Genomic DNA, 22,533 nt, shown 5'->3' on the forward strand with positions numbered 1-22,533 from the left:
ACCGAGTTATACCGTCGCCGCTACTTGCCCTTCGCGCCGCCGAGGCCCGAGAGGATGCCGCCGACGGCCTGGCCGGCCTGGGTGACGGTGTTGTCGACGGCTTGGCCGACGGCGGTGACGGTGTCGGCGACGGCGGGTGCGGCGGGCTTGACGGTGTCGGCGGCCGTGGAGGTCGCGGAGGAGACGGCGGCGCCGGCGGCGGAGGTCGTGTTCTCGACGGCCTGGGCGGCGGCGTCGGTGACGCTTGAGGGCGCGGGCGCTGAAGGGGTCGACGGCGTTGAAGGCGTGGTCGGCGTCGAGGGCTTCGACGGCGACTGGCTCGACGACGTGTCGGCAGCAGACGAGGGCGAGGAGGACGACGAGGGATCGCTCGCGCCGGCCGGCGCGGATGCCGACGGCGTCGACCCCGACGAGGACGGCGGCGTCGAGGCGCCCGGGGCCGTGCCAGGCGAGGAGGTCGCGTCGGTCGAGGAGCCGCGATCGCGCGCGGGCGCGTGCTTGGCCCTGGCGTGCCGGGTCGTGCGACGCGTAGCCACCGCGGCGTCGGGACCGTCTGAGACGGGCACCGTCGGCAGCGTGCTCACCCCGACCTCGTCGCCGGCCCGCAGCGCGGCGCCGGTCCGGGGCTGGGCGGCGAGCTCAGTCGCGCCCTGGGTCGCGCGGGCCGACGGGTCGCGCATGTCGGGCCAGCCGTGGAAGGCCAGGCCGGTGGAGAAGATCGCGAGCACGATGCCACCGGCCGCGATCAGCGATCCCGACGCCCCCACCACGCCCGCAAATGCCCGCAAGTAGCGCATCCCGGTCCCACATCGGTAAGGCCCGAACGTTCCTTGATGTCAATTGCCTGACAACCTCGAAAACCGGTCCAATGTGGTTTGGACTCAGCCGCCGATGCGCCCGGGGTTCCCCGGCCCGGCGACCGTCGCGTTCGGCCGCTGGTCGCGGTCGAGCCGGACGACGGGGTTGGGCTCGTCCAGGCGCACGAAGACGCAGTAGTCGCGGCGCGGGTCCGGGCCTTCGAAGCAGGTCCGGAAGAGCCTCTGGCCCGACCGCCACGTGTCCTCGCCGTGCAGCGGCCGGTACTCGCCCGGAGCGTTGTGGGACGCGTAGGCCCGGGCGCTGGAGGTCGCGGTCGCCAGCGCCGCGTCGTCCTCGTGCAGCGCCGGGCGGTGCAAGACCCCGCCCACGACCAACATCAGGCACAACGCCACCAGCCCCGCCGTGCCCGCGAAGTCGGCGGCGATCTCGCGCGGGAGGTCGGGACGGCGGCGGCGCAGCAGCCAGCCGCCCGGCCGCGGGACGACGGCCAGCACGATCACGTTCAACAACCCCGCCGCCAGGATCGACCCGATCAGCGTCGACCGGCCGCCCGCGAACGGCAGCCGCGAGAGCACGACCGCGTCGACGGCGGTCAACGCGAAGAACGCCGGCCACTGCCACGCGCCGGCCAACCGCCAGCGCAGGCGGGTGCGCCACTGGGCGAGCGGGGCGCGGCGGTCGGCGGCCATCGTCCCGAGTGTGCCACGCGCCAGGCGCGGCGCCGCGCCGTGAGCGAGCGGAACGCTACGCCGGCATCTCCAGCGCGATGTGCTCCGTCCACTCCGGGTCGATGTCGGTCAGCGTCTGCACGATCTCGACCTGGTGGTCGTCGCCTTCGAGCTCGTAGACGCGGGCGTCGCCGTCGTCGTCAGCGGGCGACAGCTCGGTCTGCTGCTCGAACTCGTCCAGGATGCGTGCGCCGTCGTCGTCCTTGGGCAGCAACGTGATGGTGTCGGCCATACACCGCGCGCTACCCGCCGGACGGCCTCTACCATCGTCGGTCATGGATCTGTGGAGCGTGCACCTGGGACGCGTCCCGTATCGCGAGGCGCTCGACCTCCAGCAGCGCCTCCGCGCCGCGCGCCGGCACGACCTGATCCCGGACACGATCCTCACGCTGGAGCACGATCCCGTCTACACGCGCGGGCGCCGCTCCGACCCGGCCGAGCTGCCGTTCGGCGACGCCTGGTACGCCGAGCATGGAATCGACGTGGTCGACGTCGACCGCGGCGGCAAGGTCACCTACCACGGCCCCGGCCAGCTGATCGCCTACCCGATCGTGAAGATCGACGACGTCATGCGCTTCGTCGGCCAGCTCGAGGACGCGATGGTCGCCGCGCTGCGCGAGGAGGGCATCACGAAAGCCCGCGGCCGCGCCGCCGACGGCCGCGACTTCACCGGCGTCTGGGTCGGCGACGACAAGATCGGCTCGATCGGCCTGCACATCTCCCACGGCGTCACGATGCACGGCTTGTCCATCAACATCGACGACACGACGCTGGAGCCGTTCACCTGGATCGTCCCGTGCGGCCTGGGCGGCGTCGCGATGACCTCGGTCGAGCGCCTCACCGCGAGACGCGGCCGCATCGACTGCGTGCGCAAGCGCGTGACCCACGGCCTCGCCGACGCGCTCGGCGAACGCCAGCGCCTGGTCACGCGCGACCGGCTGGAGAAGGCGCTGGCAGCCGCGCCCTCGACGGTCGTCTGATCAAGTCGCCGCCCGCGTCAAGACCACGGCGCCATGGTCCGATGCCAGACGGGCCATGGACGGCCCGCTCCCGCTTCTCCTCGTCATCGTCGCCGCCACGATCCCGGCGGCGCTCCTGCACGAACTGGGCCGCGCCGCCGCCGCGCTCGCGCTGACCAAGGGCCGCGTCTGCGTCCTGCTCGGCTCCGGCCGCACGGTCCGCACCGTCCGCGTCGGGCGCCTGATGATCGGCGCGACCAAGGGCTGGCTCTGGGGCGGCGAGTGCCTCCACGCGCCGTCGGCCTCGAAGCGCCGCGCGACCGCGATCCTGCTCACCGGCCCGCTGGCCTCCAACCTCGCCTTCGCCGCCGCGCTGACCGCCGCGATCACCTGGGACGGCGGCGCGCGCGACCACGCGGCCCTGCAGCTCGGCCTCTTCGTCTTCGCCCTCGTCGCGCTCACGCGCGCGAGCGTGGACCTCGTCCGCGCCCGCTAACGTTGCAGCGGCGATGGCCGCTGAACCGACCACGAAGCGCGAGCACAAGACCCGCTCCCGCGCGAACCCCGGCGGCATGGACGTCCTGAAGGTCCTCGGGCCCGACGTCCTCGACATCCGCGAGCGCAAGCCGAAGTGGTTCAAGGTCCCCATGCCCGGCGGGCCGAAGTACCGCGAGTTGAAGGCCAAGATCGCCGACGACAACCTCCACACGGTCTGCCAGGAAGCGGCCTGCCCCAACATCGGGGACTGCTGGGAGCGCGGCACCGCGACCTTCATGATCCTCGGCGACACGTGCACCCGCCGTTGCGGGTTCTGCCACGTCAAGACCGGCAAGCCGACCTGGAACGACCCGCTGGAGCCCGCGCGCGTCGCCCGCCAGGTGGCCCGGATGGGCCTGCGCCACGCGGTCATCACGAGCGTCGACCGCGACGACATGCCCGACAAGGGCGCCCACGCGTTCGTCGGCGTCATCCGCCAGATCCGCCGGCAGTCGCCGAACACCAAGATCGAGATCCTGACGCCGGACTTCCAGGGCCTCGACATGCCGCTGGCGAAGGTCATCGCCGAGCGGCCTGACGTCTTCAACCACAACGTCGAGGTCGTCCCGCGCCTCTACCCCATCGCCCGCCGCGGCTCGACGTGGGAGCGCTCGCTGCGCGTCCTGCAGACCGCCAAGGAGCTGGGCGGCGACGCCGTCACGACCAAGTCAGGGTTGATGGTCGGCCTCGGCGAGACCTTCGACGAGATGGTCGACGCGCTCCAGCAGCTGCGCGCCAAGGACGTCCAGGTCATCACGATCGGCCAGTACCTGCGCCCGACCGAGCGCCACCTGCCGCTGGTCCGCTACTGGCACCCCGACGAGTTCGACGCGATCGCCAAGGCCGGCATGGAGATGGGCTTCGACCACGTCGCCGCCGGGCCGTTGGTGCGCTCGTCCTACCACGCCGACGAGCACGTCCCGCAGGCCGAGCCGGGGACCGGCCCGCTCGCCGCCACCGCCGGGTAGTCTCGCGCCCCGCGCGCAGTGTTCCCGCTCAAGGACAACATCCCGACGACGACGTTCCCGATCGTCACGGTCGCGTTGCTGATCATCAACGTCCTGGCCTACTTCTTGTGGCAGAAGGGCGGGATCCTCAACGGACCCTCCGACGCCAACGTCGTCGACTACGGCTGGATCCCCTACGAGATCAAGCACCCCGGCCAGCAGTGCATCGTGCAGGGCAACTCGATCGCCTGCGGCGAGGGCGTCCCGGACCAGCCCTCGGTGATCGTCACCGCGTTCACGTCGATGTTCATGCACGGCTCGGTCATCCACCTCGCCGGCAACATGTTGTTCCTGTGGATCTTCGGCAACAACGTCGAGGACTCGATGGGCCGCATCAAGTTCATCGTCTTCTACCTCGTTGGCGGCATCGCCGCACTCGCCGGCCAGACGCTGATCGCCAGCGGCTCCGAGAACGCCGTCCCGCTGGTCGGCGCGTCCGGCGCGATCGCCGCGGTCCTGGGCGGCTACATCCTGCTCTACCCGCGCGCGCGAGTGCTGACGGTCATCTTCATCATCTTCTTCTTCACGCTCGTCGAGCTGCCCGCGATGGTCGTGCTCGGCATCTGGTTCGTGGAGCAGATCGCCTTCGGCGCCGCCGGCCTCACGGACCCGGCGGGCGACGGCGGCGGCGTCGCCTACTTCGCCCACATCGGCGGCTTCGCGTTCGGCCTGCTGGCGATCCGGGTCTTCGCGCACCGCCAGAACCCGGCCTACAACAACGGCCGGCCACAGAGCGCGGTGGTCTGACGGCGTGCGGGCCGTCGCGCGGAACACCGCCCTCCTGATTTCGCTCTTGCTGGTCGCCGGGTGCGGGTCGTCGGGGTCCTCGACCAAGACCTCCAAGCCGGACTCCGGCGCGCCGGACGCGCCGCTGCAGTCGGCCAACGGCCCGGTCGCGCCGTCGGCGGCGACGTCACCGTTGACGCTCGCGCTGACCGGGACGCAGGACCTCGTCTCGATCAAGTTCGGCAAGCCGCCGCGCGCCGGGCTGCTGTTCGACCTCGACACCGGCAAGGTCCTCTGGCGCAAGGATCCGACGCGGATCCTGCCGATCGCCAGCGTGACCAAGATGATGACCGGCCTGGTGGTGACCGACCGCGTGCCGGACGGCTCGAAGGTCCGCATCACCAAGGAGGCGCTGGCCTACCAGGGCTCCGGCGTCGGCGTCCTGCCCAAGAACAAGTGGGTCGGGGTCAGCGCGATGTTGTACGGGTTGCTGCTGCCATCGGGCAACGACGCGGCGATCGCGCTCGCCCAGCGCGCCTCCCCCGACCACACCGTGCCCGGCTTCGTGGGCTTGATGAACCAGCGCGCCGCCGCCATGGGCCTGACCTGCACGCGCTACTCGACGCCGTCGGGCTTCACCGACCGCGGCAACCACTCGTGCGCCGCCGACCTCGCGGTCGAGGCCCGCGCGGTCCTCGACGAGCCGCGCTTGGCAAAGATCGTCAGCCGCCGCCAGGCCGTCCTGCCGTTCCCGATCAAGGGCGGCAAGCTCTACCTCTACAACCACAACCCGCTGTTGAAGACCAACTACGCCGGCACGCTGGGCATCAAGACCGGCTTCACCGACGCCGCCGGCATGTGCCTCGTCGCGGCCGTCAAGCGCAACGGCCACCGGCTCGGCGTCGTGCTCCTGCACTCGCCCAACCCGGGCGACCAGGCCAAGAAGCTCTTCGAGCGCGGCTTCACCGCGCTCGGCTAGTAGCGGCTCCCGCGCAATTCCTCGTAGCGCGCCGTGCTACAGCGTGTTACGGTGCTCTCATGAGCAAGACGAACCCCATGAGCTTGCGCCTCGGAGAGGCGACCATCGAGCGACTGGGGTCGCGAGCAAAGCGCGTGAACCTGCCGCCACGCACGCTTGCTCAGCGCTACGTCGAGGAGGGGCTGCGGATGGACGAGCACCCGCTCGTTCGTTTTGTCGATGGTCCCGCAGGCCGGCGGGCCCGCCTGGTCGGCACGGGCAAGGACGTCTGGGAGGTCATCGCGACCATCCGCGACAACGACAACGACCTTCACGAGGCGGCCGAGTACCTACAGATGCCGCTCGGGCTCCTTCAGGCGGCAGTCGCCTATTACGGCGCGTACACGAGCGAGGTCGACGAGCTCATCGCCGACAACGAGCTCATGGCCGAAGAGGCCCGCGCAGCCTGGGCCGCGGGACAGGCCGCGCTTGCGCGGTGAAGCTCCTCCTCGACGAGATGCTCTCGCCCGTCATCGCGGAGCTCCTCCACAGCCGCGGCTACGACGTGCAGGCCATCGCCGCCTCTGCGCACGCCGAGCTCTCCGACCCCGAGGTCCTCGACCTCGCACGGTCACAGCAGCGAGCGGTGGTCACCAACAACGTGCGTGACTTCCGCCCACTGCACATCGAGGACTGGCTCTAAGCGGGCGCGCTCAAGGAACAAACGCTGCTAGGCCAGTCGTCCAGGCGCCCTCGACGCGCGCCGTGCGCAACCGACTACGCAGGACGATGGGACTGTTGCCGCCGATTCCCGCGAACGAGACCGAGCGCCTCGGCGCTCTGCGCCGTCTGCGCCTGCTGGACTCCGAAGCCGATCCGGCCTACCAGGCGCTGGCCGAGCTGGCCGCGCGCCTGCTCGGCACGCCGATCGCCGCGGTGTCGCTGATCGACTCAGACCGCCAGTGGACCAAGGCCGGCGTCGGCCTCAAGCACGGCGACGAGGACCCGCGCGACATTGCCTTCTGCGCCCACGCGATCGGCCACGACGCCGACCCGTGGGTGATCAACGACGCCGCGGCCGACCCCGACTTCGCTGACAACCCGCTGGTCACCGGCGGCCGCGTCGGCTTCTACGCCGGCGCGCCGGTCACCACCGCCGACGGCCACAAGATCGGCACGCTCTGCGTCATCGACCCCCAGCCGCGGGCGTTCGGCGAGGGCGAGCGCGAGACGCTGCGCGCGCTGGCTGCCGCCGTCTCCGCGCACGTCGAGGTCCGCCGCCAGCAGATCGTCGCCGCCGAGCGCCAGGCCGAGTTGCAGGCGATCATCGAGCACACGCCCGACGCGTTCCTGCGGATCGATCCCGACGGCCGCGTCCTGGAGATGAACACCGCCGCCGAGACGCTCTTCGGCTGGGAGCGCGACGTCCTGATCGGCCTGCGCGTGACCGACACGATCGTGCCCGACGGCCTGCGCCAGGCGATCAACGCGATGCTGGCCCGCGCCGGCGAGGAGGGCGTCTCCGGCCGCGTGCTGGAGGCCCCGGCGCGCCATCGCGACGGCCACCACGTCCCGGTCGAGCTGACGATCGGCGCGACCGAGCACGACGGCGACGTCCGCCTCCACGTCTTCTTGCGCGACATCAGCGAGCGGCTCGAGCGCGACCGCGAGCGCCGCGAGGAGACCTCCGCGCTGGCCGTGCTGGCCGAGGTCACGAGCCGTCTGGCGCGTGGCCTGGACGACGCGCTCGTCCGCGACCAGCTCTGCGACGCCGCCTGCCGCATGGCCGAGGCCGACCACGCGGTCCTGCTCGTCCCGCACGAGGACGGCGGCCTGATCACCTCCGGCGCCAGCGCCGCGGAGCTGCGCGACGTGCGCGTCGAGCCAGGCGCGAAGTCGCTGGCGCTCGAGACCTACACGTCGGGCACGCCGGTCTTCGTCGCCGACGCAGAGACCTCCGGCTGGCTCCTGGCCTCCCGGCACGGCGCGCGCTCGGTCGCCACGCAGCCGATCCTGCTCGACGGGCGCTGCGTGGGCGTGTTGATGGTCTACTGGCGCACGCTGCGCGACGAGCTGGGCGACCGCACCAGCCGCTTGTTGGTGTTGTTGGCCCACGAGGCGTCGACCGCGCTCTCGCGCACCGCGCTGGTCGCCCGTCTGGCCCAGCAGTCGCGCACCGACGCGCTGACCGGCGTCCTGAACCGCCGCGCGCTGGACGACGAGCTGCACCTGGCGCTGCTCAACGCGCGCCAGCGCGGGCTGCCGGTGTCGGTGGCGATCCTCGACCTCGACCACTTCAAGGCCTACAACGACGGCCACGGACACGCCGCCGGCGACCAGCTCCTCAAGGGCGCGTGCGCCGCGTGGAGCAGCGCGCTGCGCACCGGCGACGCGCTGGCCCGCTTCGGCGGCGAGGAGTTCGTCGTGGTCCTCCCGGGCTGCGCGGCCTCCGACGCTGCCACGCTGATCGACCGCCTACGCCAACTGACGCCCTCGCAGCAGACCTGCTCGGCGGGCATCGCCGCCTGGGATGGCGCGGAGGACGCGTCGGCCCTGATCGAGCGCGCCGATCGCGCGCTCTACCGCGCCAAGGACGAAGGGCGCGACCAGGTCCGCGTGGCCTGACCGGCATTACGACTCGACGCGTGCTCTAGAGTCCGCCTCCTACCGACTGGCTGGTCAGCCAATTAGGAGGACTCAGAGAGCGTGGATCTCAACGACACGCCCGAGCAGGCCGCATACCGGGAGCAGGTACGCAGCTGGCTCGAGGCCAACAAGGCGGATGCGCCGCCGGTGCGCTCGACGCGCGCGGGCGCAGAAGACACGAGCTACCTCGCCGCGCGGCGCGCGTGGCAGGGCAAGCTCGCCGAGGGCGGGCTGGCCGGCACGACGTGGCCGGTCGAGTTCGGCGGCCAGGGCAAGGGCCCGATCGAGATGGTGATCGTCAACCAGGAGCTCGCCCGAGCGCAGGTGCCGGGCGTCCTGGACGTCATCGGCCTCGGCATGCTCGGGCCGTGCCTGATCGCGCACGGCACGCCGGAGCAGAAGCAGCGCCACCTCGGGCCGATGCTGCACGGCGACGAGGTCTGGTGCCAGATGTTCAGCGAGCCCGCGGCCGGCTCGGACCTGGCAGCGGTGCAGTCGCGCGCGGTCGCTCAGGACGACGGCTCGTTCGTGCTCAACGGCCAGAAGGTGTGGACGACCAACGCGCAGTTCTCGTCTTTCGGCCTGCTGCTCGCACGGACCAACGCCGACCTGCCCAAGCACAAGGGCATGACGATGTTCATCATCGACATGAGCGCTCCGGGCGTGACCGTCCGCGGCCTGCGGCAGATCTCGGGCGAGGCGGAGTTCAACGAGGTCTTCTTCGACGACGTGCGGATCCCGGCCGAGCACGTGGTCGGCGGCGTCGACAACGGCTGGGCGACGGCGCTGACCGTCCTGATGTTCGAGCGGCTGACGATCGGCCTGGGCTCCCAGGGCTTCGGCTATGACGCGGCGCGCTTCGCGGCGGCGATCGGATCCGACCCGGTCGCGCGCAAGGACAAGACGGTGCGCAAGACGCTGGGCGAGATCGGCACCGAGCTGCTCGCGCTGCGCTTTGCGTCCTACCGCGGGCTGTCCGCGCTGTCCCAGGGGCAGATCCCGGGGCCGGAGTCCGGCCTGGCGAAGGTGACGACGGTCAACGCGGCGATCGCCGCGGGCGACCTGATCGCCGACGTGCTCGGGCCCGACGCGCTGGACGAGGACGACTCCGAGTGGGCCTACATGATCTCGTTCCTGCCCGGGTTGAAGTCCGCGGGCGGCACGGAGCAGATCCTGCGTAACACGATCGGCGAGCGCGTGCTCGGCCTGCCGCCGGAGCCGCGACTGGACAAGGGCATCCCGTTCTCCGAACTCCGCGCCAAGGAGAAGGAAGGGGCAGTGGCGTAGGCCATGGACTTGTCATTGACCGACGAGCAGGAGTTCCTGCGCGAGGCCGCGCGCGGCACGGTGTCGCGCTTCAAGATCATCGAGGCGGCGCGCGAGGCACAGGACAAGGGGTTGGAGGAACTGCCCGACCTGTGGCCCTCCGCGCGTGAGGCCGGCTGGTCCGGGTTGCTGGTGTCCGAGGCGGGCGGCGGCGCCGGGCTGGGCGTCTTTGACGCGATGCTGGTGGCCGAGGAGCTGGGCCGCGTGCTGGCGCCGGTCCCGTTCTTGGGGTTGTTGCCGGCGACGGCGCTGTTGGACGCGGCGTCCTACGACGGCCTGGAGGCGATCGCCTCCGGCGAGGTCCGCCCGGTGTGGATTCCGACGCGCCCGCCGGGTGACCTGGAGCCCAACTGGACGGTGGACGGTCCGGGCGCCGCACGGCCCGCCGCGCCGGTGATCGAGGGCGACGGCGACAACGTCCGCGTGACCGGTCGCGCCGCCTACGTGCCCGACGCGCCGGGCGCCGACCTGCTGGTCGTCGTGGGCGTCGACGGGACGGTCGCGGTCGTGGAGGCCAGCGCGCCTGGCGTGACCGTCGAGCAGGTCGTGCGCTACGACGTGACGCGCGCCGTGGCGCACGTCACGCTGGCCGACGCGCCGGGCAAGTTGTTGTCCGTGTCGCCCGACGCGGCGGCCGACGCCTGGTACGTCGCGCAGGCGCTGATCGCCGCCGAGGCGGTCGGCACCGTGCAGACGACGCTGGAGATGAGCGTCCAGTACGCGAAGGAGCGCTTCACGTTCGGGCGCCCCATCGGGTCCTACCAGGCGATCAAGCACGAGCTGACCGAGGTGCTGCGGCGGCTGGAGAACGCGCGGTCGCTGCTGTTCTACGCGGGGTGGGCGCGAGCCGACGAGCCGGGCGAGTGGCCGCTGGCCGCGAGCGCCGCGCGATCGGCCGCGGGCGGTGCGCTCGACTTCGCAACCAGGTCCAACATCAACGTCCACGGCGGCATCGGCGCCACCTGGGAACATGACGCCCCGCTGTACTTCCGGCGCGCGCAGCTGACCCGCCGGCTGGTCGGCGGCCACGGCGACGCGACCGATCGCGTGGCCGAAAGGCTTCTCGCAGCCTGAGTGAACAAACCGATCGGGCCGGTGGGAAACCCTTCCCACCGGCCCTTTTGGTTGCTACGGTGCCGCGCGATAGGGCCGGTGAGCTTGCTCGACCGGCCTCAGAGCAGCGTGTTGGCGTCGCAGTTGGTTGTCTCGAAGCACCTCCCGCGTCTGGCAGCACACCACCCAAACGTAGGAGAGAGACACAGATGGCACAGGGCGTCGTGAAGTGGTTCAGCGACGAGAAGGGGTTTGGCTTCATCACCCCCGACGAGTCGGGCAAGGACCTCTTCGTGCATCACAGCGACATCCAGGCCGACGGCTTCCGCACCCTCGCGGAAGGCGCGCGCGTGGAGTACAGCACCGAGGCCGGGGCCAAGGGCCCGAAGGCCGTCGAGGTGCGCCCGGTCTAAGCGCGCTTCGAACCTCGGCGCTTAGTTGAGGTACTTCCGACGCGCCCGCGGCGCGGCCAGGATCGTGCGCATTGCACGCCAGCCGCGCGCGGGCGCGTCGTCGTTGTGCATCAAGTGCCGCGCCTGGTTGACGCCCATGGCGATGGCGTTGAGGCCGAAAGCGATGTCATAGGGGTCGGTCCCGCGGGGCAGGTCACCGTCCTTGATCGCCTGCTTGGCCTCGCGCGCCAAGACGTCCGTCCAGAGCTGGTGCATCGCGACGACCGCGTCGCGCACGCGGCCGGGCCGGTCGTCGAACTCGCACGACGCCGCCGTGACGAAACAGCCGCCGGGAAAGACGTCGCGACCGAGGTAGTCCAGCCACGCGTCGGCGATCGCCAACAGGCGCTTCTGGCCGGCCGGGACCGCGTGCGCCCGCTCCCAGATCTCGCGCCGGTAGATCGCGGCGGCACCGTTGAGCGCTGCCAGCTGCAGCTCCTCCTTTGTGCCGAAGTGGCCCAGGACGCCGGCCTTGCTCATCTCCAGGTCGGTCGCCAGCCGGCCGATCGTGAGGCCTTCGAGGCCTTCGACCGAGGCGAGGTCGACGGCACGCGCCACGATCGACTGCTTCGTCTTCGCGGCATCGGCTTGCGAGCGGCGGGGCATGGCCACGAATCTTAGCGATCGACCGGTCGCTATTGACTTGGCGACCGATCGGTCGTTAAATGGCCGGCCATGAACATCAGGAGACTGGGTTGGGCGGGCGTCGAGCTGGAGGCCGAGGACGGCGCACGGGCGGTGATCGACGTGTGGACGCGCCCCGACGCGATGCGCCAGTTCATCGGCGACGCGCTGACCGAGCTGCCCGCGCCGACGGCCGGCGGCGCGCGCCTGGCGCTCGTCACCCACCTCCACGACGATCACTGCGACCCCGAGGCGATCGCCGCGACGCTGGCCGACGACGGCGTTCTGCTGCGCCCCGCGCCCGACACCGGCGAGTTCCTGGAGATCGCCGCGACCCTCCCCGCCGAGCGGCGGCTGGTCGAGCTCGGCGTGCGCCAGCGCTTCGTGCGCGAGTGGGAGACCGTGCGTGTTGGCGCGTTCGCGGTGACCGCGATCCCGGCCGTCGACGGCTTCGGGGACCCGCAGGTCGGCTGGGTCGTGGAGGCCGACGGGACCCGCGTCTCGCACCACGGCGACACGCTCTTCCACGGCTCCTGGTGGAAGATCCGGATGCGTCTCGGCGAGCCCGACGTCTCGTTCTTGCCGATCAACGGCGCGATCGTCTCGCTGCCCCACCGCCAGCCGGCGTCGCCGTTTAACGCGGTCCTCACGCCCGTCGAGGCGGTCGCCGCCGCGCAGCTGCTCGGCGCCAAGCTGGCGATCCCGATCCACTACGACGCGATCCATGCGCCGCCGACCTACGCCCAGGTCGATGACCCCGCGGGCGCCTTCGCGCGCGAGGCCGAGGCCGCCGGCGTGCCGTTCCGCGTCCTGGAGCCAGGTGAGAACCTCGTCACAGAGGGCGCACGTCCGCTGCGTTGACCGGGTAGTCAATGGAGCATGGCCACCGATGTCACCGAACGCGAAGCACGCCAGGTCGCTGAGGATGCCCGTGAGAGCGAATGGAACTTGCCGAGCTTCGGCAAGGAGCTCTTCCTCGGCAACCTCAAGCTTGACCTGATCCACCCTCAGCCCCAGCTCGACCCCGCCGCCGTGGAGAAGGGCGAGGCGTTCCTGAAGGACTTGCGCTCGTTCCTCAGCGAGCACGTCGACCCGCTAGAGATCGAGCGCGAGTCCAAGATCCCGGAGACCGTCATCGACGGGCTCAAGAAGCTCGGCGCGCTCGGCATGAAGGTGCCGACCAAGTACGGCGGGCTCGGGCTGTCGCAGGTGTACTACAACCGCGCGCTGACGCTCGTGGGGTCGGTGCACTCGTCGCTCGGCGCGCTGCTGAGCGCGCACCAGTCGATCGGCGTCGCCGAGCCGCTGCTGCACTTCGGCTCCGAGGAGCAGAAGCAGGAGTGGCTGCCGAAGGTCGCCACCGACCACATCAGCGCGTTCCTGCTGACCGAGCCGGACGTCGGGTCCGACCCCGCGCGCGTGGGGACGACCGCGACGCCGACCGAGGATGGCAAGGGCTACGTCCTGAACGGCACCAAGCTGTGGGCGACCAACGGCGCGATCGCCGACATCGTGGTCGTCATGGCCAAGGTGCCGAAGTCCGACGGGCACCGCGGCGGGATCAGCGCGTTCGTGTTGGACTACAACACCGAGGGCATCTCGGTCGCGCACCGCAACGCGTTCATGGGACTCAAGGGCATTGAGAACTCCGTGACCGTGCTGAAGGACGTCCACGTCCCGGCCGAGAACCTGATCGGCAAGGAGGGCCAGGGGCTGAAGATCGCCCTGACGACCCTCAACACCGGGCGCCTGGCACTGCCGGCGATCTGCCTCGGCTCGACCAAGCTGGCGACCAAGATCGCGCGCGAGTGGTCGGCCGAGCGCGTCCAGTGGGGCCAGCCGGTCGGCAAGCACGACGCGGTCGCGCAGAAGATCGCCTACATCGCGGCGTCGTCGTTCGGCCTCGAGGCGATGCTCGACGTCTGCTCGCGCATGGCGGACGACAAGCAGCGCGACATCCGCATCGAGGCGGCGATCGGCAAGTTGTACGGGTCGGAGATCGGCTGGAAGGTCGTCGACGAGCTCGTGCAGGTCCGCGGCGGGCGCGGCTATGAGACCGCGGAGTCGCTGAAGGCGCGCGGGGAGAAGCCGATCCCCACCGAGATGCTGCTGCGCGACATGCGCATCAACCGCATCTTCGAGGGCTCAACCGAGATCATGCACCTGCTGATCGCGCGCGAGGCCGTCGACCAGCACCTGGCGGTCGCGGGCGACATCCTGGAGCCGGAGACCGCGCTGGGCGACAAGGCCAAGGCCGGCGTCGCGGCGGCGAAGTTCTACTCCAAGTGGCTGCCGCAGCTCGTGGTCGGCGAAGGGCTGAAGCCCTCCTCGTTCTCGGAGTTCGGCGAGCTGGCGACGCACCTGCGCTACGTCGAGCGTGGCTCGCGCAAGCTGGCGCGGACCACGTTCTACGCGATGGGCCGCTACCAGGCCAAGCTGGAGCGCAAGCAGTCGGTGCTCGGGCGGATCGTCGACATCGGCGCCGAGCTGTTCGCGATCGCCAGCGCCGTCGTCTACGCCCAGACGCTCCAGCGCGAGCAGCCCGAGCGCGCCGCCGAGGCGCTCGCGCTCGCGGACCTGTTCTGCCGCCAGGCACGGCGGCGCGCGGACGTGCTATTCGCCGAGGTCTTCGACAACGACGACGACGCGGCGTACGCGGTCGCCCAGGACGTGCTGGACGGGAAGTTCACCTGGGACGAGGAGGGGATCCTCGACCTCTCGTCCTCGTAGTGCCGCGGGGCAACGCTGAGGGATCTCGACCGTGCCGCCTGGCTCTGGCGGCACGGTCGGGGCGCGGTGTAGATGTTGGCTCATGGCCGTCACCACGCCGCACCCCCGCTTCATCCGCGCCGACGAGGCCGCGGCTCCTTCGCTGCCCGGGGTGGCGGTCATCGTCCCGGCACGCGACGCGGTAAACGCGATCGCCCCGACGCTGCGCGCGCTGCTCGACGACACCGCGGGGATCGTCGGAGAGGTCCTGGTCGTCGACGACGCGTCGACCGACGGGACCGCCGACGTGGTCCGGACGCTGCGCCAGTCCTACGGTCGGCGCCTGCGGCTGCTGGTCAACGAGGAGCGCGTCGGGCACGGCGGCAGCGTCAAGCGCGGGTTCCGCGAGCACGCGTGGCTGGCGCCGTTCGTCGCGGTCGTCCACGCCGACGTCGGCCCGAGCATCGCGGGCGCGCTGCTGGAGATGGCGGCGGCGCTGCGGATGCACCCGCTGCCGGACGTCGTGATCGACGAGCACACGCCGATCGTCGTGCTGCACCGCGAGGTGCTGACGCGCGAGGACGTCGACCGGATGGCCGACGGCGACCTGTTCCACCCGCAGCTGCGGCGGCTGCTCGGCGGCAAGCCGCGGCTGGTCACTCGCGCGGTCTGAGCGTTACGCGAGGGCGATGTCCGCGCCGCGAGCGGTGACGCGGCCGTTGAAGAGCGCGGTCGTCTGACGCAGCGAGGCCGCCAGGTCGAAGGGGTCCAGGGCTGAGACGGCGTCGCGGGGGATAACGACGTCGTACCAGCGCAGCGCGGCGGACGCGGCCGTGTAGTGGACGCAGATGTTGGCGACCGTGCCGCAGATGACCAGCGTCTTGATGCCCCATTGGCGCAGCAGGTGGTCCAGCGGCGTGCCGTAGAACGCGTCATAGCGCGGCTTCTGGAGGACGACGTCGTCCGGAAGTGGGTGGAGGTCGTCGACGATCGCGTGGCCGTTCGTGCCTTCGACCGCGTGGCGCGGCCAGATCGCGAACTCCGGATCCGGGTCGCGGTGGGTGTCCTGGGTGAAGACGACGCGGGCGCCGGCGACGCGGAAGCGGCGCAGCAGGTCGGCGATCGCCGGGACGGTCGCCTGCGCGTCGGGCACCTGGAGCGCGCCGCCGTCGCTGACGAAGTCGTTCTGCATGTCCACGACGACCAGCGCGGTGGTCTCCGGCTCGAGGTCGACGCGCGGCGTGATCGGGATGTCCGGGACGGTCAGCTCGGCCATGATGGTTCGACGGTACCGATGTCGAGACGCCGCGCCCGGCTCCGACCTAGGTCTGAACATCCCCACCGAACCGGAGGCCTAGCCGACATGAAGTACCTGATCTTGATCTACGACAACGCCCAGTCGCGCGAGCGCTTCTCGGGGCCCGACGGCACCGAGCTGATGGCCGAGATGGACGTGCTGCTCAAGGAGATCACCGACTCCGGCGAGCTCGTGATGACCGAGGCGCTGGCCGATCCGTCGCAGACGCGGACGATCCGCGTCGTCGACGGCGCGCCCGCGGTGACCGACGGCCCGTTCGCCGAAGCCAAGGAGCACCTCGGCGGCTTCATCCTCGTCGACTGCGAGACGCCCGAGCGCGCCTGGGAGATCGCCCGGCGCTTTCCGTCCTCGCGGTTCACGCCGCTGGAGGTGCGGCCGCTCATGTCGCCGGGCGGGGAGGAGATGTGAGCGACGCGGGCGGCGGCGAGGGCGCGCCGCCGTCGCCCGCCGTGCGCCGCGCGGGCGCGTCCGTGGAGCCGCTGCTGCGCGATCTCGCGCCGCGGGTCCTCGGCGTGCTCGCGCGGCGCTACCCGCGCGACTTCGACGCGTGCGAGGACGCGGTCCAAGAGGCGCTGATCGCAGCGGCGCGCCAGTGGCCGGACGAGGGCGTGCCGGACGACCCGCGGGCGTGGCTGGTCACGGTCGCCAGCCGGCGGCTGACGGACGCATGGCGCAGCGAGTCGGCGCGGCGGGCGCGGGAGGAGGGCGCGGCGGCGCTGGAGCCGCCGCTTGCCGCCGGCACTGCGGCGCGCGCGCCCGAGGACGACTCGCTCGCGTTGTTGATGCTCTGTTGTCATCCGTCGCTGTCGGGGCCGTCGCAGGTCGCGCTGACGCTGCGGGCGGTCGGCGGACTGAGCACCGCGGAGATCGCGTCCGCGTTCCTGGTGCCCGAGGCGACGATGGCGCAGCGGATCTCGCGCGCGAAGGCGACGATCCGCGGTACGGGCGCGCGGTTTGCGATGCCGCCGGAAGGCGCGGTGCGCGACGCCGCGTTGCGCGCGGTGCTGCAAGTGCTGTACCTGATGTTCAACGAGGGCTACGCGGCGTCGTCGGGCGAGCGCCTGGCGCGCGTGGAGTTGACGTCCGAGGCGGTGCGGCTGGCGCGGCTCCTGCGCGCGCAGTTGCCCGACGACGGCGAGGTCGCGGGCTTGCTGGCGCTGATGCTGCTGACCGACGCCCGCCGTCCGGCGCGCACGACGGCCGACGGCGCGCTGATCCCGCTGGCCGAGCAGGACCGGTCGCTCTGGACGAGCGCCGAGATCGACGAGGGCATCGCGCTGGTGACCGACGCGCTGGCGCACGCCCCGGTCGGGCCCTACCAAGTGCAGGCCGCGATCGCCGCCGTCCACGCCGAGGCGCCGTCGGGCGAGGAGACCGATTGGCGTCAGATCGTCGCGCTGTACCGGTTGTTGATGCAGCTGCTGCCGGGCAACCCCATGGTGTCGCTCAACCACGCGGTCGCCGTCGCGATGGCCGACGGCCCGACCGCCGGCCTCGCGCTTCTGGACGACGTCGCCGCCGCCCTCCCCACCTCCCACCGCCCCGTCGCCGTCCGCGCGCACCTGCTCGAGCTGGCGGGCGACGCCCTCGGCGCCTTGGCCGCCTACGAGGAGGCTGCCCGCCGCACCACGTCGCTGCCGGAGCGGCACTACCTCGATGGCCGCGCGGCGGCGCTGCGCGCCGCGGCATGCTGACGGCCGCGCGCACCGCCCCACCCTCCCTCGCGACGTTCCGCTTCATGTCGCATGGCCCCAGATTCCGGGCCCTTGGCGTTCATCGACTTTGGGCAAGGTTGAGCGCTACTGGCGCGTGAGCGTTCACCGGTCGTGCCGTGGAAGGGACCATCGTTCGCCCGGGAATCACGCCAGAGAGGCATGAGCACCTTCTTCCCGGAGCGGTTCGCGGCATATGAGCGGTTCACGATCGATGGGCGGGCGGCGTCGCTGGCGCTCCTGCGGACGCGAATCGGCCGGCTGCCGGGGCTGTCGGTGGTCGACGACCCACGACCCGGAACGCGCCGTGGCGAGGAGCGCGTGCTGATCGACGTGCGCGGCACGGGCCTCTCCGGCTACGAGATCGGGCGCCGGATGCGCCGCTTCTCGGGCGTACCGCTGGAGTTCTGCCGCGAGCACCGCCTGCTCGTCGTCTTCGACGCCGACGAAGAGATCGCCACCCGCGCCGAGCGTCTGCTCTTCGCTCTCGGCCACGCCTGCCAGGACGCCATCGCCCCTTCCTCAGCCGGGGCATAGATGGCGTGACGCAGCCCGCGGCGCGCCGCCGGCCGGGGATCCGGCGGCGTGCCGAAGCGGGCGAGCTCCTCGCGAGCGCCACACGTCGCGTCGCATGGGGGCTAGACCGCCGCGCGCGGGCGCAGCGAGAGGCGCGGAGCGCGGAAGCGGGGGTTGCCGTGGCGGCGAGCGGAGATCTCCGTGAGGCGGAGGCGGAGCATGCGGACGGCCTGGGTGGTGTCCGCGAAGGGGTCGGCGATGATGCGCTCGTCGGAGACAGAGGCCGCGGCGATGAGGCGGCCGTCGACGATGGCAAGCACGGCCGGACGGGCGAGCGGCCGGGCGGAGTCGAGCTGGGCGAGGTCGCGCAGCGCGGCGTCGTCGGCGGACGTCGCCTGCTGGAGGAGGATCGTGCTGGTGGAGGTCATGGGTCCATGGTGGAGCTGAGGCCGGGCGGGCGCATCGGGGGAACGGTGCGGGTTGGCGGCGGGGAGGCCTTAGGTGGTGCGAGAGAGGCCTTAGTTGGTCCGGAGGGGCGCTAAGAGCGCCGTGAGATGACCACCGCGTAGCGCGCCGTCGCGCGGCCGCGGTTGGCGAACGTGCACGGCTGCGGCTGGTCGGCCAGGCGCAGGCAGTCGCCCTCTTGCAGGGCATGCTCGATAGCGCCCTCGGTGAACGTGAGCGTGCCGCCGAGCACCCAGATCTGCTGCTCGATGAAGGTGTAGGAGTCGGCCGGGTAGGACACGGACTCCCCGCGCGGCAGCTCGACCTCGACGACCTGCACCGCGGAGCCGGACGGCGAGACGGCGCGGCGCCGGTAGCGGGAGTCGGGGTCCTGCCAGGTCGGCTGGTCGGCGCGGCGCAGGAGGCGCGGCGCGGACGTGGCGGCGTCACCGGACTCCGCGCTGGCCAGCAGCTCCGACAGCGTCCGCCCCAGCGCGCCTGAGAGGCGCCCGAGCAGCGCCGCCGTCGGGCTCGCCTCCCCGCGCTCGACCTTCGAGATCATCGCCTTGCTCACGCCCGACCGCTCGGCGAGCTGCGCGATCGACCAGCCGCGCCCTTCGCGCTCGGCACGCAACGTCTCTGCCAAGCGCTCGTCCACTTGCGTAGCCATAAGCGTCCACTATAGTGATCGCCATGTTCGACGACGCGACCGTCGACGACCTCCCCGCGATCGTCGACATCTACAACGACGTGATCGCCACGACGACCGCGATCTACCGCGACGACCCGGTCACGCTGGAGGACCGCGCGGCGTGGCTGGAGGAGCGCCGCGCTGACGGCTTCCCGGTCTTGGTCGCGCGGGACGCCGCCACCGCCCGTGTCGTCGCCCTCGGCTCCTTCGGCTGGTTCAAGGCCTCACCGTCCGGCTACGCGACGACCGTCGAGCACACCATCATGGTCGCGCCGCACGCTCGGGGCGCCGGCCTCGGCACGCGCCTGCTCCAGACCCTCATCGAACGCGCAGGCGCCGCCGGCTTCCACATGATGGTGGGGTTGATCGACGGCGCCAACACCGGGTCGATCGCGCTGCACGAGCGCCTCGGGTTCGGCCAGGTCGGCCGCCTGCCCGAGGTCGCTCGCAAGGACGGCGCATGGGTCGACCTCGTGCTCGTCCAGCGCAAGTTGTAGGGGAGCGCTACCCCTCCGGGATCGGGTCCAGCGCGTTGCCGGCCGCGATCGACGAGCAGTTCTGCGGAGCCGGGAGGCCCACGAAGCGCGCGGTCAGCCACGGCACCGCCTCGCCAAGCCACGGGATCGCGCTCGTCACGTGGCTGGTCAAGTCGTACTGGTTGTATTGGACCTTGGCCCCGGCCGCGCAGTACTGGCGCGCGAGCGTGCGGACGTCGCCGGCGATCATGACGCCGTCGCCGCGGCCGATCCCCGGCTTGTTGCCGGGCGTGCCTTCCAGCTCGCCGGCCGCGCCCTGGCCGATGAACAGCGGGTGCGTGGGGGAGCCGGCCGCCGTCCCCATGATCAGCTGGTTGGCGGCGTGCACGTACTCCGGCACGCTCTCCGGCTGGGCGTACTCCGGCTTGGCCATCTGCGCCCAGGTCAGGCCCGGGTACTGGCCGAGCACGTTGGTGATCGACGCCTTCTTCACCGCGTTGTAGACCTCGACGCCGCGGGCGCTGAGGTAGGGCTGCAGGTTGATGTCGAACGCGCGCGCGACGCCGACGATCGCCATCGGCAGGACGCCCGACCAGATCGGCGTGCCGTCGACGTAGTGCAGGTTGTGGGCCGGGTCGACCAGCACTCCGCCCATCGCCGATCCGATGATCCGCGCGTTGATGTCCGGCGCGTAGGACGGCGCCAGCTCCGCCGCCCACTCCGTGGCGATCGCGCCGCCGGAGTAGCCGATCAGGCCGACCTTCGTGGAGGCGCCGACGCCCGTGGACGACGACGCGTTGACCGCCGCGCGCAGGCCGTCGATCGTGTTGTAGCCGTACTCGGGACCGGCGGCGAAGTCCGCGGCCTGGCCCTCGGTGTCGGGGACGGCGATCGTGTAGCCCGCCAGCAGCAGCGGCTTGACCAGGCCCGACTCCAGCTGCGGAATCGCGCCGCCGATCGACAGCCCGCCGCCGGAGATCGCATACGACGGCTCGTCGTCGGGGTTCAGCGAGTCGTAGAACGACTGGTAGGAGACCAGCCGCGCCGCGCCCAAGGGGACCAGCGGCTTGAGGATCGACGTCACGTTCGCCGTCGCCTGTCCACGCTGACCGGTCGAGCGATACAGGAGCTGCACCGCCGTGATCGGCAGCGGAATCCCGACGATGTGCAGCGACGTCGTCCGCTTCTTCAGCACCGTCCCGGGCGCGATCTGCGCCAGCGGCGTCGAGCCGTCGTAGCGGTAGAACGGATCCTGGCCCGGCGGCAATGGCGCAGCGCCAGCCGTCGCGGCCGTCGCCATCAAGACCAGCACCGACACCGACAGACCCAGCAGCGCACGCAGACGCATCGGTCTCCTCCCAGAGCGATAGATGAACTGCCACGTACACCGATCGGGCGCGTTTGAAACCTCATGACCGCTGCCAGAACGGCGAAAGGCCGAAGGGGCTCGGCTGTTATCGCAAGCGACAACGCTGCGGCTTGTTTGCCGGCGGTATTCAAAAACAGCCGTCTCGATATGAATAAGTTGCGGAACCGAGCTTGAGTCTTAGCGAAGACGCAAACAACCAGTGGCGTTTGGCAACGTTATTTACATGCAGCTGCTGCGATGATAATAACTGTCTCGAAAGGACCCATTGCCGCCGAACAAGAACCGAGCCGGCCGATTCGTCACCCAACCGAGTGGCTACCGCGCCTTCATTCCCGCCCCGCTTCCGCCCGAGCCGCCGGTAGAAGTCCAAAACGACATCCTGAGCCTGCTCTCCAAGGCGGACATCGCAACGGGCCGTCTGGACGGGATCGTGAAAGTGGTCCCCGATCCGGACATCTTCGTCGGGATGTACGTCCGCCGGGAAGCGGTGCTCAGCTCCCAGATCGAAGGCACCCAAAGCACGCTGGAAGATCTCCTCGAAGTCGAGCTCGAACCCGACCGCCAGGGGCGCTATGCCGACGTAGGGGACATCGTCAACTACATCGGAGCCATGAGCTACGGCCTCGAGCGGATCAACGAACTGCCGTTGTCCCTTCGGCTGATCCGCGAGATTCACGGAGAGCTTCTTCGCGACGGCCGAGGAGCGCATGCCACACCGGGCGAGTTCCGTACGACCCAGAACTGGATCGGTCCCAGCGGAGCGTCGCTTCAGCAGGCCACGTTCGTTCCCCCGCCGGTCCCGGAGATGCGGGAGGCCCTCGGCGATTTCGAGCAGTTCCTCCACAACGACGAGGATCGACCGGTCCTGCTCGACGTAGGGCTCGCCCACGCACAGTTCGAGACGATCCATCCGTTTCTGGACGGCAATGGTCGCGTTGGCCGGCTGCTGATTACGTTTCTTCTCGTACATCGCAGCGTCCTGCGCCGGCCCCTGCTCTACCTGAGCTACTACTTCAAGCTGCACCGGGCGGAGTACTACGATCGCTTGACCGCCGTCCGCCAGCACGGCGATTGGGAAGGATGGCTCCGGTTCTTCCTGCGCGGCGTGGCAGCAACCGCCGATGAAGCCACAGACACCGCAGAGCACATCTTCGAACTGCGCGAGCGACATCGCACCTATGTCATGGAAGCGGGGGCCGGGCCCAACGGTCTCAAGCTCTTGAGCGAGCTCTACAGGCGGCCGCTCGTGAACGTGAGCTATCTCGCAGCACGTCTAGACGTGTCGTTCCCAACGGCAAATCGGTTGGTCAGCCGATTCGAGGAGCTAGGTCTCTTGCGAGAGATCACGGGCCAGAGGCGCTCGCGCATCTACCGCTACGAGCCGTACCTTGCCCTCTTCGACGAGCCGACCCCAGCCGCCGGACAGGCCGTGCCCGTCGAGGTCACAGAGGCCAGCTGAGACC

General features: G+C 71.0%; 27 protein-coding genes. 19 read left to right on the top strand and 8 right to left on the bottom strand.

The annotated features are described in order from the left end of the window. Positions 1-20 precede the first annotated feature (20 nt). From ACT01A_RS14420 to ACT01A_RS14430, 3 genes are all read right to left on the bottom strand, one after another. On the bottom strand, positions 21-797 hold the full coding sequence (locus tag ACT01A_RS14420; protein WP_445147781.1) for a hypothetical protein: 777 nt from the start codon (positions 795-797) through the stop codon (positions 21-23). A gap of 84 nt (positions 798-881) precedes the next feature. Then, entirely contained in the window at positions 882-1,508 is a 627-nt protein-coding gene (locus ACT01A_RS14425; RefSeq protein ID WP_445147782.1) for a hypothetical protein, read from the bottom strand. 55 nt (positions 1,509-1,563) lie between these two features. Further along, positions 1,564-1,779, bottom strand: a complete 216-nt coding sequence (locus ACT01A_RS14430; RefSeq protein WP_445147783.1) for a hypothetical protein — start codon at positions 1,777-1,779, stop codon at positions 1,564-1,566. 43 nt (positions 1,780-1,822) lie between these two features. Here ACT01A_RS14430 and lipB point away from each other — a divergent pair, with 43 nt between their 5' ends. From lipB to ACT01A_RS14485, 11 genes are all read left to right on the top strand, one after another. Continuing rightward, entirely contained in the window at positions 1,823-2,527 is a 705-nt protein-coding gene (gene lipB, locus ACT01A_RS14435; protein ID WP_445147784.1) for a lipoyl(octanoyl) transferase LipB, read from the top strand. A 55-nt stretch (positions 2,528-2,582) separates the two neighbouring features. Continuing rightward, entirely contained in the window at positions 2,583-3,002 is a 420-nt protein-coding gene (locus ACT01A_RS14440) for a hypothetical protein (protein WP_445147785.1), read from the top strand. 13 nt (positions 3,003-3,015) lie between these two features. Next, entirely contained in the window at positions 3,016-4,011 is a 996-nt protein-coding gene (gene lipA / locus ACT01A_RS14445; protein WP_445147786.1) for a lipoyl synthase, read from the top strand. Between the two features lie 18 nt (positions 4,012-4,029). After that, entirely contained in the window at positions 4,030-4,797 is a 768-nt protein-coding gene (locus ACT01A_RS14450) for a rhomboid family intramembrane serine protease (RefSeq protein ID WP_445147787.1), read from the top strand. Between the two features lie 46 nt (positions 4,798-4,843). Continuing rightward, a complete protein-coding gene (locus ACT01A_RS14455) occupies positions 4,844-5,755 on the top strand; it encodes a D-alanyl-D-alanine carboxypeptidase family protein (RefSeq protein WP_445147788.1) in 912 nt (303 codons plus the stop codon). A 59-nt stretch (positions 5,756-5,814) separates the two neighbouring features. Continuing rightward, positions 5,815-6,234 (top strand): hypothetical protein, encoded by a 420-nt coding sequence (locus ACT01A_RS14460; protein ID WP_445147789.1) that lies wholly within the window; start codon positions 5,815-5,817, stop codon positions 6,232-6,234. Further along, positions 6,231-6,437, top strand: a complete 207-nt coding sequence (locus ACT01A_RS14465) for a DUF5615 family PIN-like protein (RefSeq protein WP_445147790.1) — start codon at positions 6,231-6,233, stop codon at positions 6,435-6,437. The genes ACT01A_RS14460 and ACT01A_RS14465 overlap by 4 nt, the downstream gene beginning before the upstream one ends. Before the next feature lie 95 nt (positions 6,438-6,532). Next, entirely contained in the window at positions 6,533-8,359 is a 1,827-nt protein-coding gene (locus ACT01A_RS14470; RefSeq protein ID WP_445147791.1) for a diguanylate cyclase domain-containing protein, read from the top strand. 81 nt (positions 8,360-8,440) lie between these two features. Next, complete coding sequence (locus tag ACT01A_RS14475) at positions 8,441-9,667, top strand: acyl-CoA dehydrogenase family protein (protein ID WP_445147792.1); 1,227 nt, start codon at positions 8,441-8,443, stop codon at positions 9,665-9,667. Positions 9,668-9,670: 3 nt separating this feature from the next. Continuing rightward, the gene (locus tag ACT01A_RS14480; RefSeq protein WP_445147793.1) at positions 9,671-10,780 is read left to right on the top strand and encodes an acyl-CoA dehydrogenase family protein; all 1,110 of its coding nucleotides are present in this window, start codon (positions 9,671-9,673) and stop codon (positions 10,778-10,780) included. 188 nt (positions 10,781-10,968) lie between these two features. After that, positions 10,969-11,172, top strand: a complete 204-nt coding sequence (locus ACT01A_RS14485) for a cold-shock protein (protein ID WP_445147794.1) — start codon at positions 10,969-10,971, stop codon at positions 11,170-11,172. Between the two features lie 21 nt (positions 11,173-11,193). Here the strand turns inward: ACT01A_RS14485 and ACT01A_RS14490 are convergent, their stop codons facing one another. Beyond that, positions 11,194-11,817 carry a TetR/AcrR family transcriptional regulator gene (locus tag ACT01A_RS14490; RefSeq protein ID WP_445147795.1) on the bottom strand — a complete coding sequence of 208 codons (624 nt, stop codon included), beginning with the start codon at positions 11,815-11,817 and terminating at the stop codon, positions 11,194-11,196. Positions 11,818-11,886: 69 nt separating this feature from the next. Between ACT01A_RS14490 and ACT01A_RS14495 the strand changes: the two genes are divergently transcribed. The 3 genes from ACT01A_RS14495 (at position 11,887) to ACT01A_RS14505 (ending at position 15,217) form a co-directional block, all read left to right on the top strand. Beyond that, a complete protein-coding gene (locus tag ACT01A_RS14495) occupies positions 11,887-12,696 on the top strand; it encodes an MBL fold metallo-hydrolase (protein ID WP_445147796.1) in 810 nt (269 codons plus the stop codon). 18 nt (positions 12,697-12,714) lie between these two features. Next, positions 12,715-14,565, top strand: coding sequence for an acyl-CoA dehydrogenase family protein (locus ACT01A_RS14500; RefSeq protein ID WP_445147797.1), 1,851 nt, complete (start codon positions 12,715-12,717; stop codon positions 14,563-14,565). Positions 14,566-14,647: 82 nt separating this feature from the next. Further along, positions 14,648-15,217: a glycosyltransferase gene (locus ACT01A_RS14505; RefSeq protein ID WP_445147798.1), complete on the top strand. Its 570-nt coding sequence runs from the start codon at positions 14,648-14,650 to the stop codon at positions 15,215-15,217. A gap of 3 nt (positions 15,218-15,220) precedes the next feature. Here the strand turns inward: ACT01A_RS14505 and ACT01A_RS14510 are convergent, their stop codons facing one another. Next, positions 15,221-15,820: a cysteine hydrolase family protein gene (locus ACT01A_RS14510; RefSeq protein ID WP_445147799.1), complete on the bottom strand. Its 600-nt coding sequence runs from the start codon at positions 15,818-15,820 to the stop codon at positions 15,221-15,223. 87 nt (positions 15,821-15,907) lie between these two features. Here ACT01A_RS14510 and ACT01A_RS14515 point away from each other — a divergent pair, with 87 nt between their 5' ends. The 3 genes from ACT01A_RS14515 (at position 15,908) to ACT01A_RS14525 (ending at position 18,111) form a co-directional block, all read left to right on the top strand. Further along, complete coding sequence (locus ACT01A_RS14515) at positions 15,908-16,270, top strand: YciI family protein (RefSeq protein ID WP_445147800.1); 363 nt, start codon at positions 15,908-15,910, stop codon at positions 16,268-16,270. 41 nt (positions 16,271-16,311) lie between these two features. After that, positions 16,312-17,556, top strand: a complete 1,245-nt coding sequence (locus tag ACT01A_RS14520) for an RNA polymerase sigma factor (RefSeq protein WP_445152831.1) — start codon at positions 16,312-16,314, stop codon at positions 17,554-17,556. 180 nt (positions 17,557-17,736) lie between these two features. Beyond that, positions 17,737-18,111 (top strand): hypothetical protein, encoded by a 375-nt coding sequence (locus tag ACT01A_RS14525; RefSeq protein WP_445147801.1) that lies wholly within the window; start codon positions 17,737-17,739, stop codon positions 18,109-18,111. Positions 18,112-18,212: 101 nt separating this feature from the next. Here the strand turns inward: ACT01A_RS14525 and ACT01A_RS14530 are convergent, their stop codons facing one another. Both ACT01A_RS14530 and ACT01A_RS14535 read right to left on the bottom strand, forming a co-directional pair. Then, on the bottom strand, positions 18,213-18,518 hold the full coding sequence (locus ACT01A_RS14530) for a hypothetical protein (protein ID WP_445147802.1): 306 nt from the start codon (positions 18,516-18,518) through the stop codon (positions 18,213-18,215). A gap of 110 nt (positions 18,519-18,628) precedes the next feature. Next, positions 18,629-19,204, bottom strand: coding sequence for a helix-turn-helix domain-containing protein (locus ACT01A_RS14535; RefSeq protein ID WP_445147803.1), 576 nt, complete (start codon positions 19,202-19,204; stop codon positions 18,629-18,631). 23 nt (positions 19,205-19,227) lie between these two features. Between ACT01A_RS14535 and ACT01A_RS14540 the strand changes: the two genes are divergently transcribed. Further along, positions 19,228-19,722 (top strand): GNAT family N-acetyltransferase, encoded by a 495-nt coding sequence (locus tag ACT01A_RS14540; protein ID WP_445147804.1) that lies wholly within the window; start codon positions 19,228-19,230, stop codon positions 19,720-19,722. A 7-nt stretch (positions 19,723-19,729) separates the two neighbouring features. Here ACT01A_RS14540 and ACT01A_RS14545 read toward each other — a convergent pair whose 3' ends face one another. After that, positions 19,730-21,049, bottom strand: a complete 1,320-nt coding sequence (locus tag ACT01A_RS14545; RefSeq protein ID WP_445147805.1) for a lipase family protein — start codon at positions 21,047-21,049, stop codon at positions 19,730-19,732. A gap of 286 nt (positions 21,050-21,335) precedes the next feature. Between ACT01A_RS14545 and ACT01A_RS14550 the strand changes: the two genes are divergently transcribed. After that, a complete protein-coding gene (locus ACT01A_RS14550) occupies positions 21,336-22,529 on the top strand; it encodes a Fic family protein (protein WP_445147806.1) in 1,194 nt (397 codons plus the stop codon). Positions 22,530-22,533 lie beyond the last annotated feature (4 nt).

This window comes from Baekduia sp. Peel2402 (genome assembly GCF_052567285.1).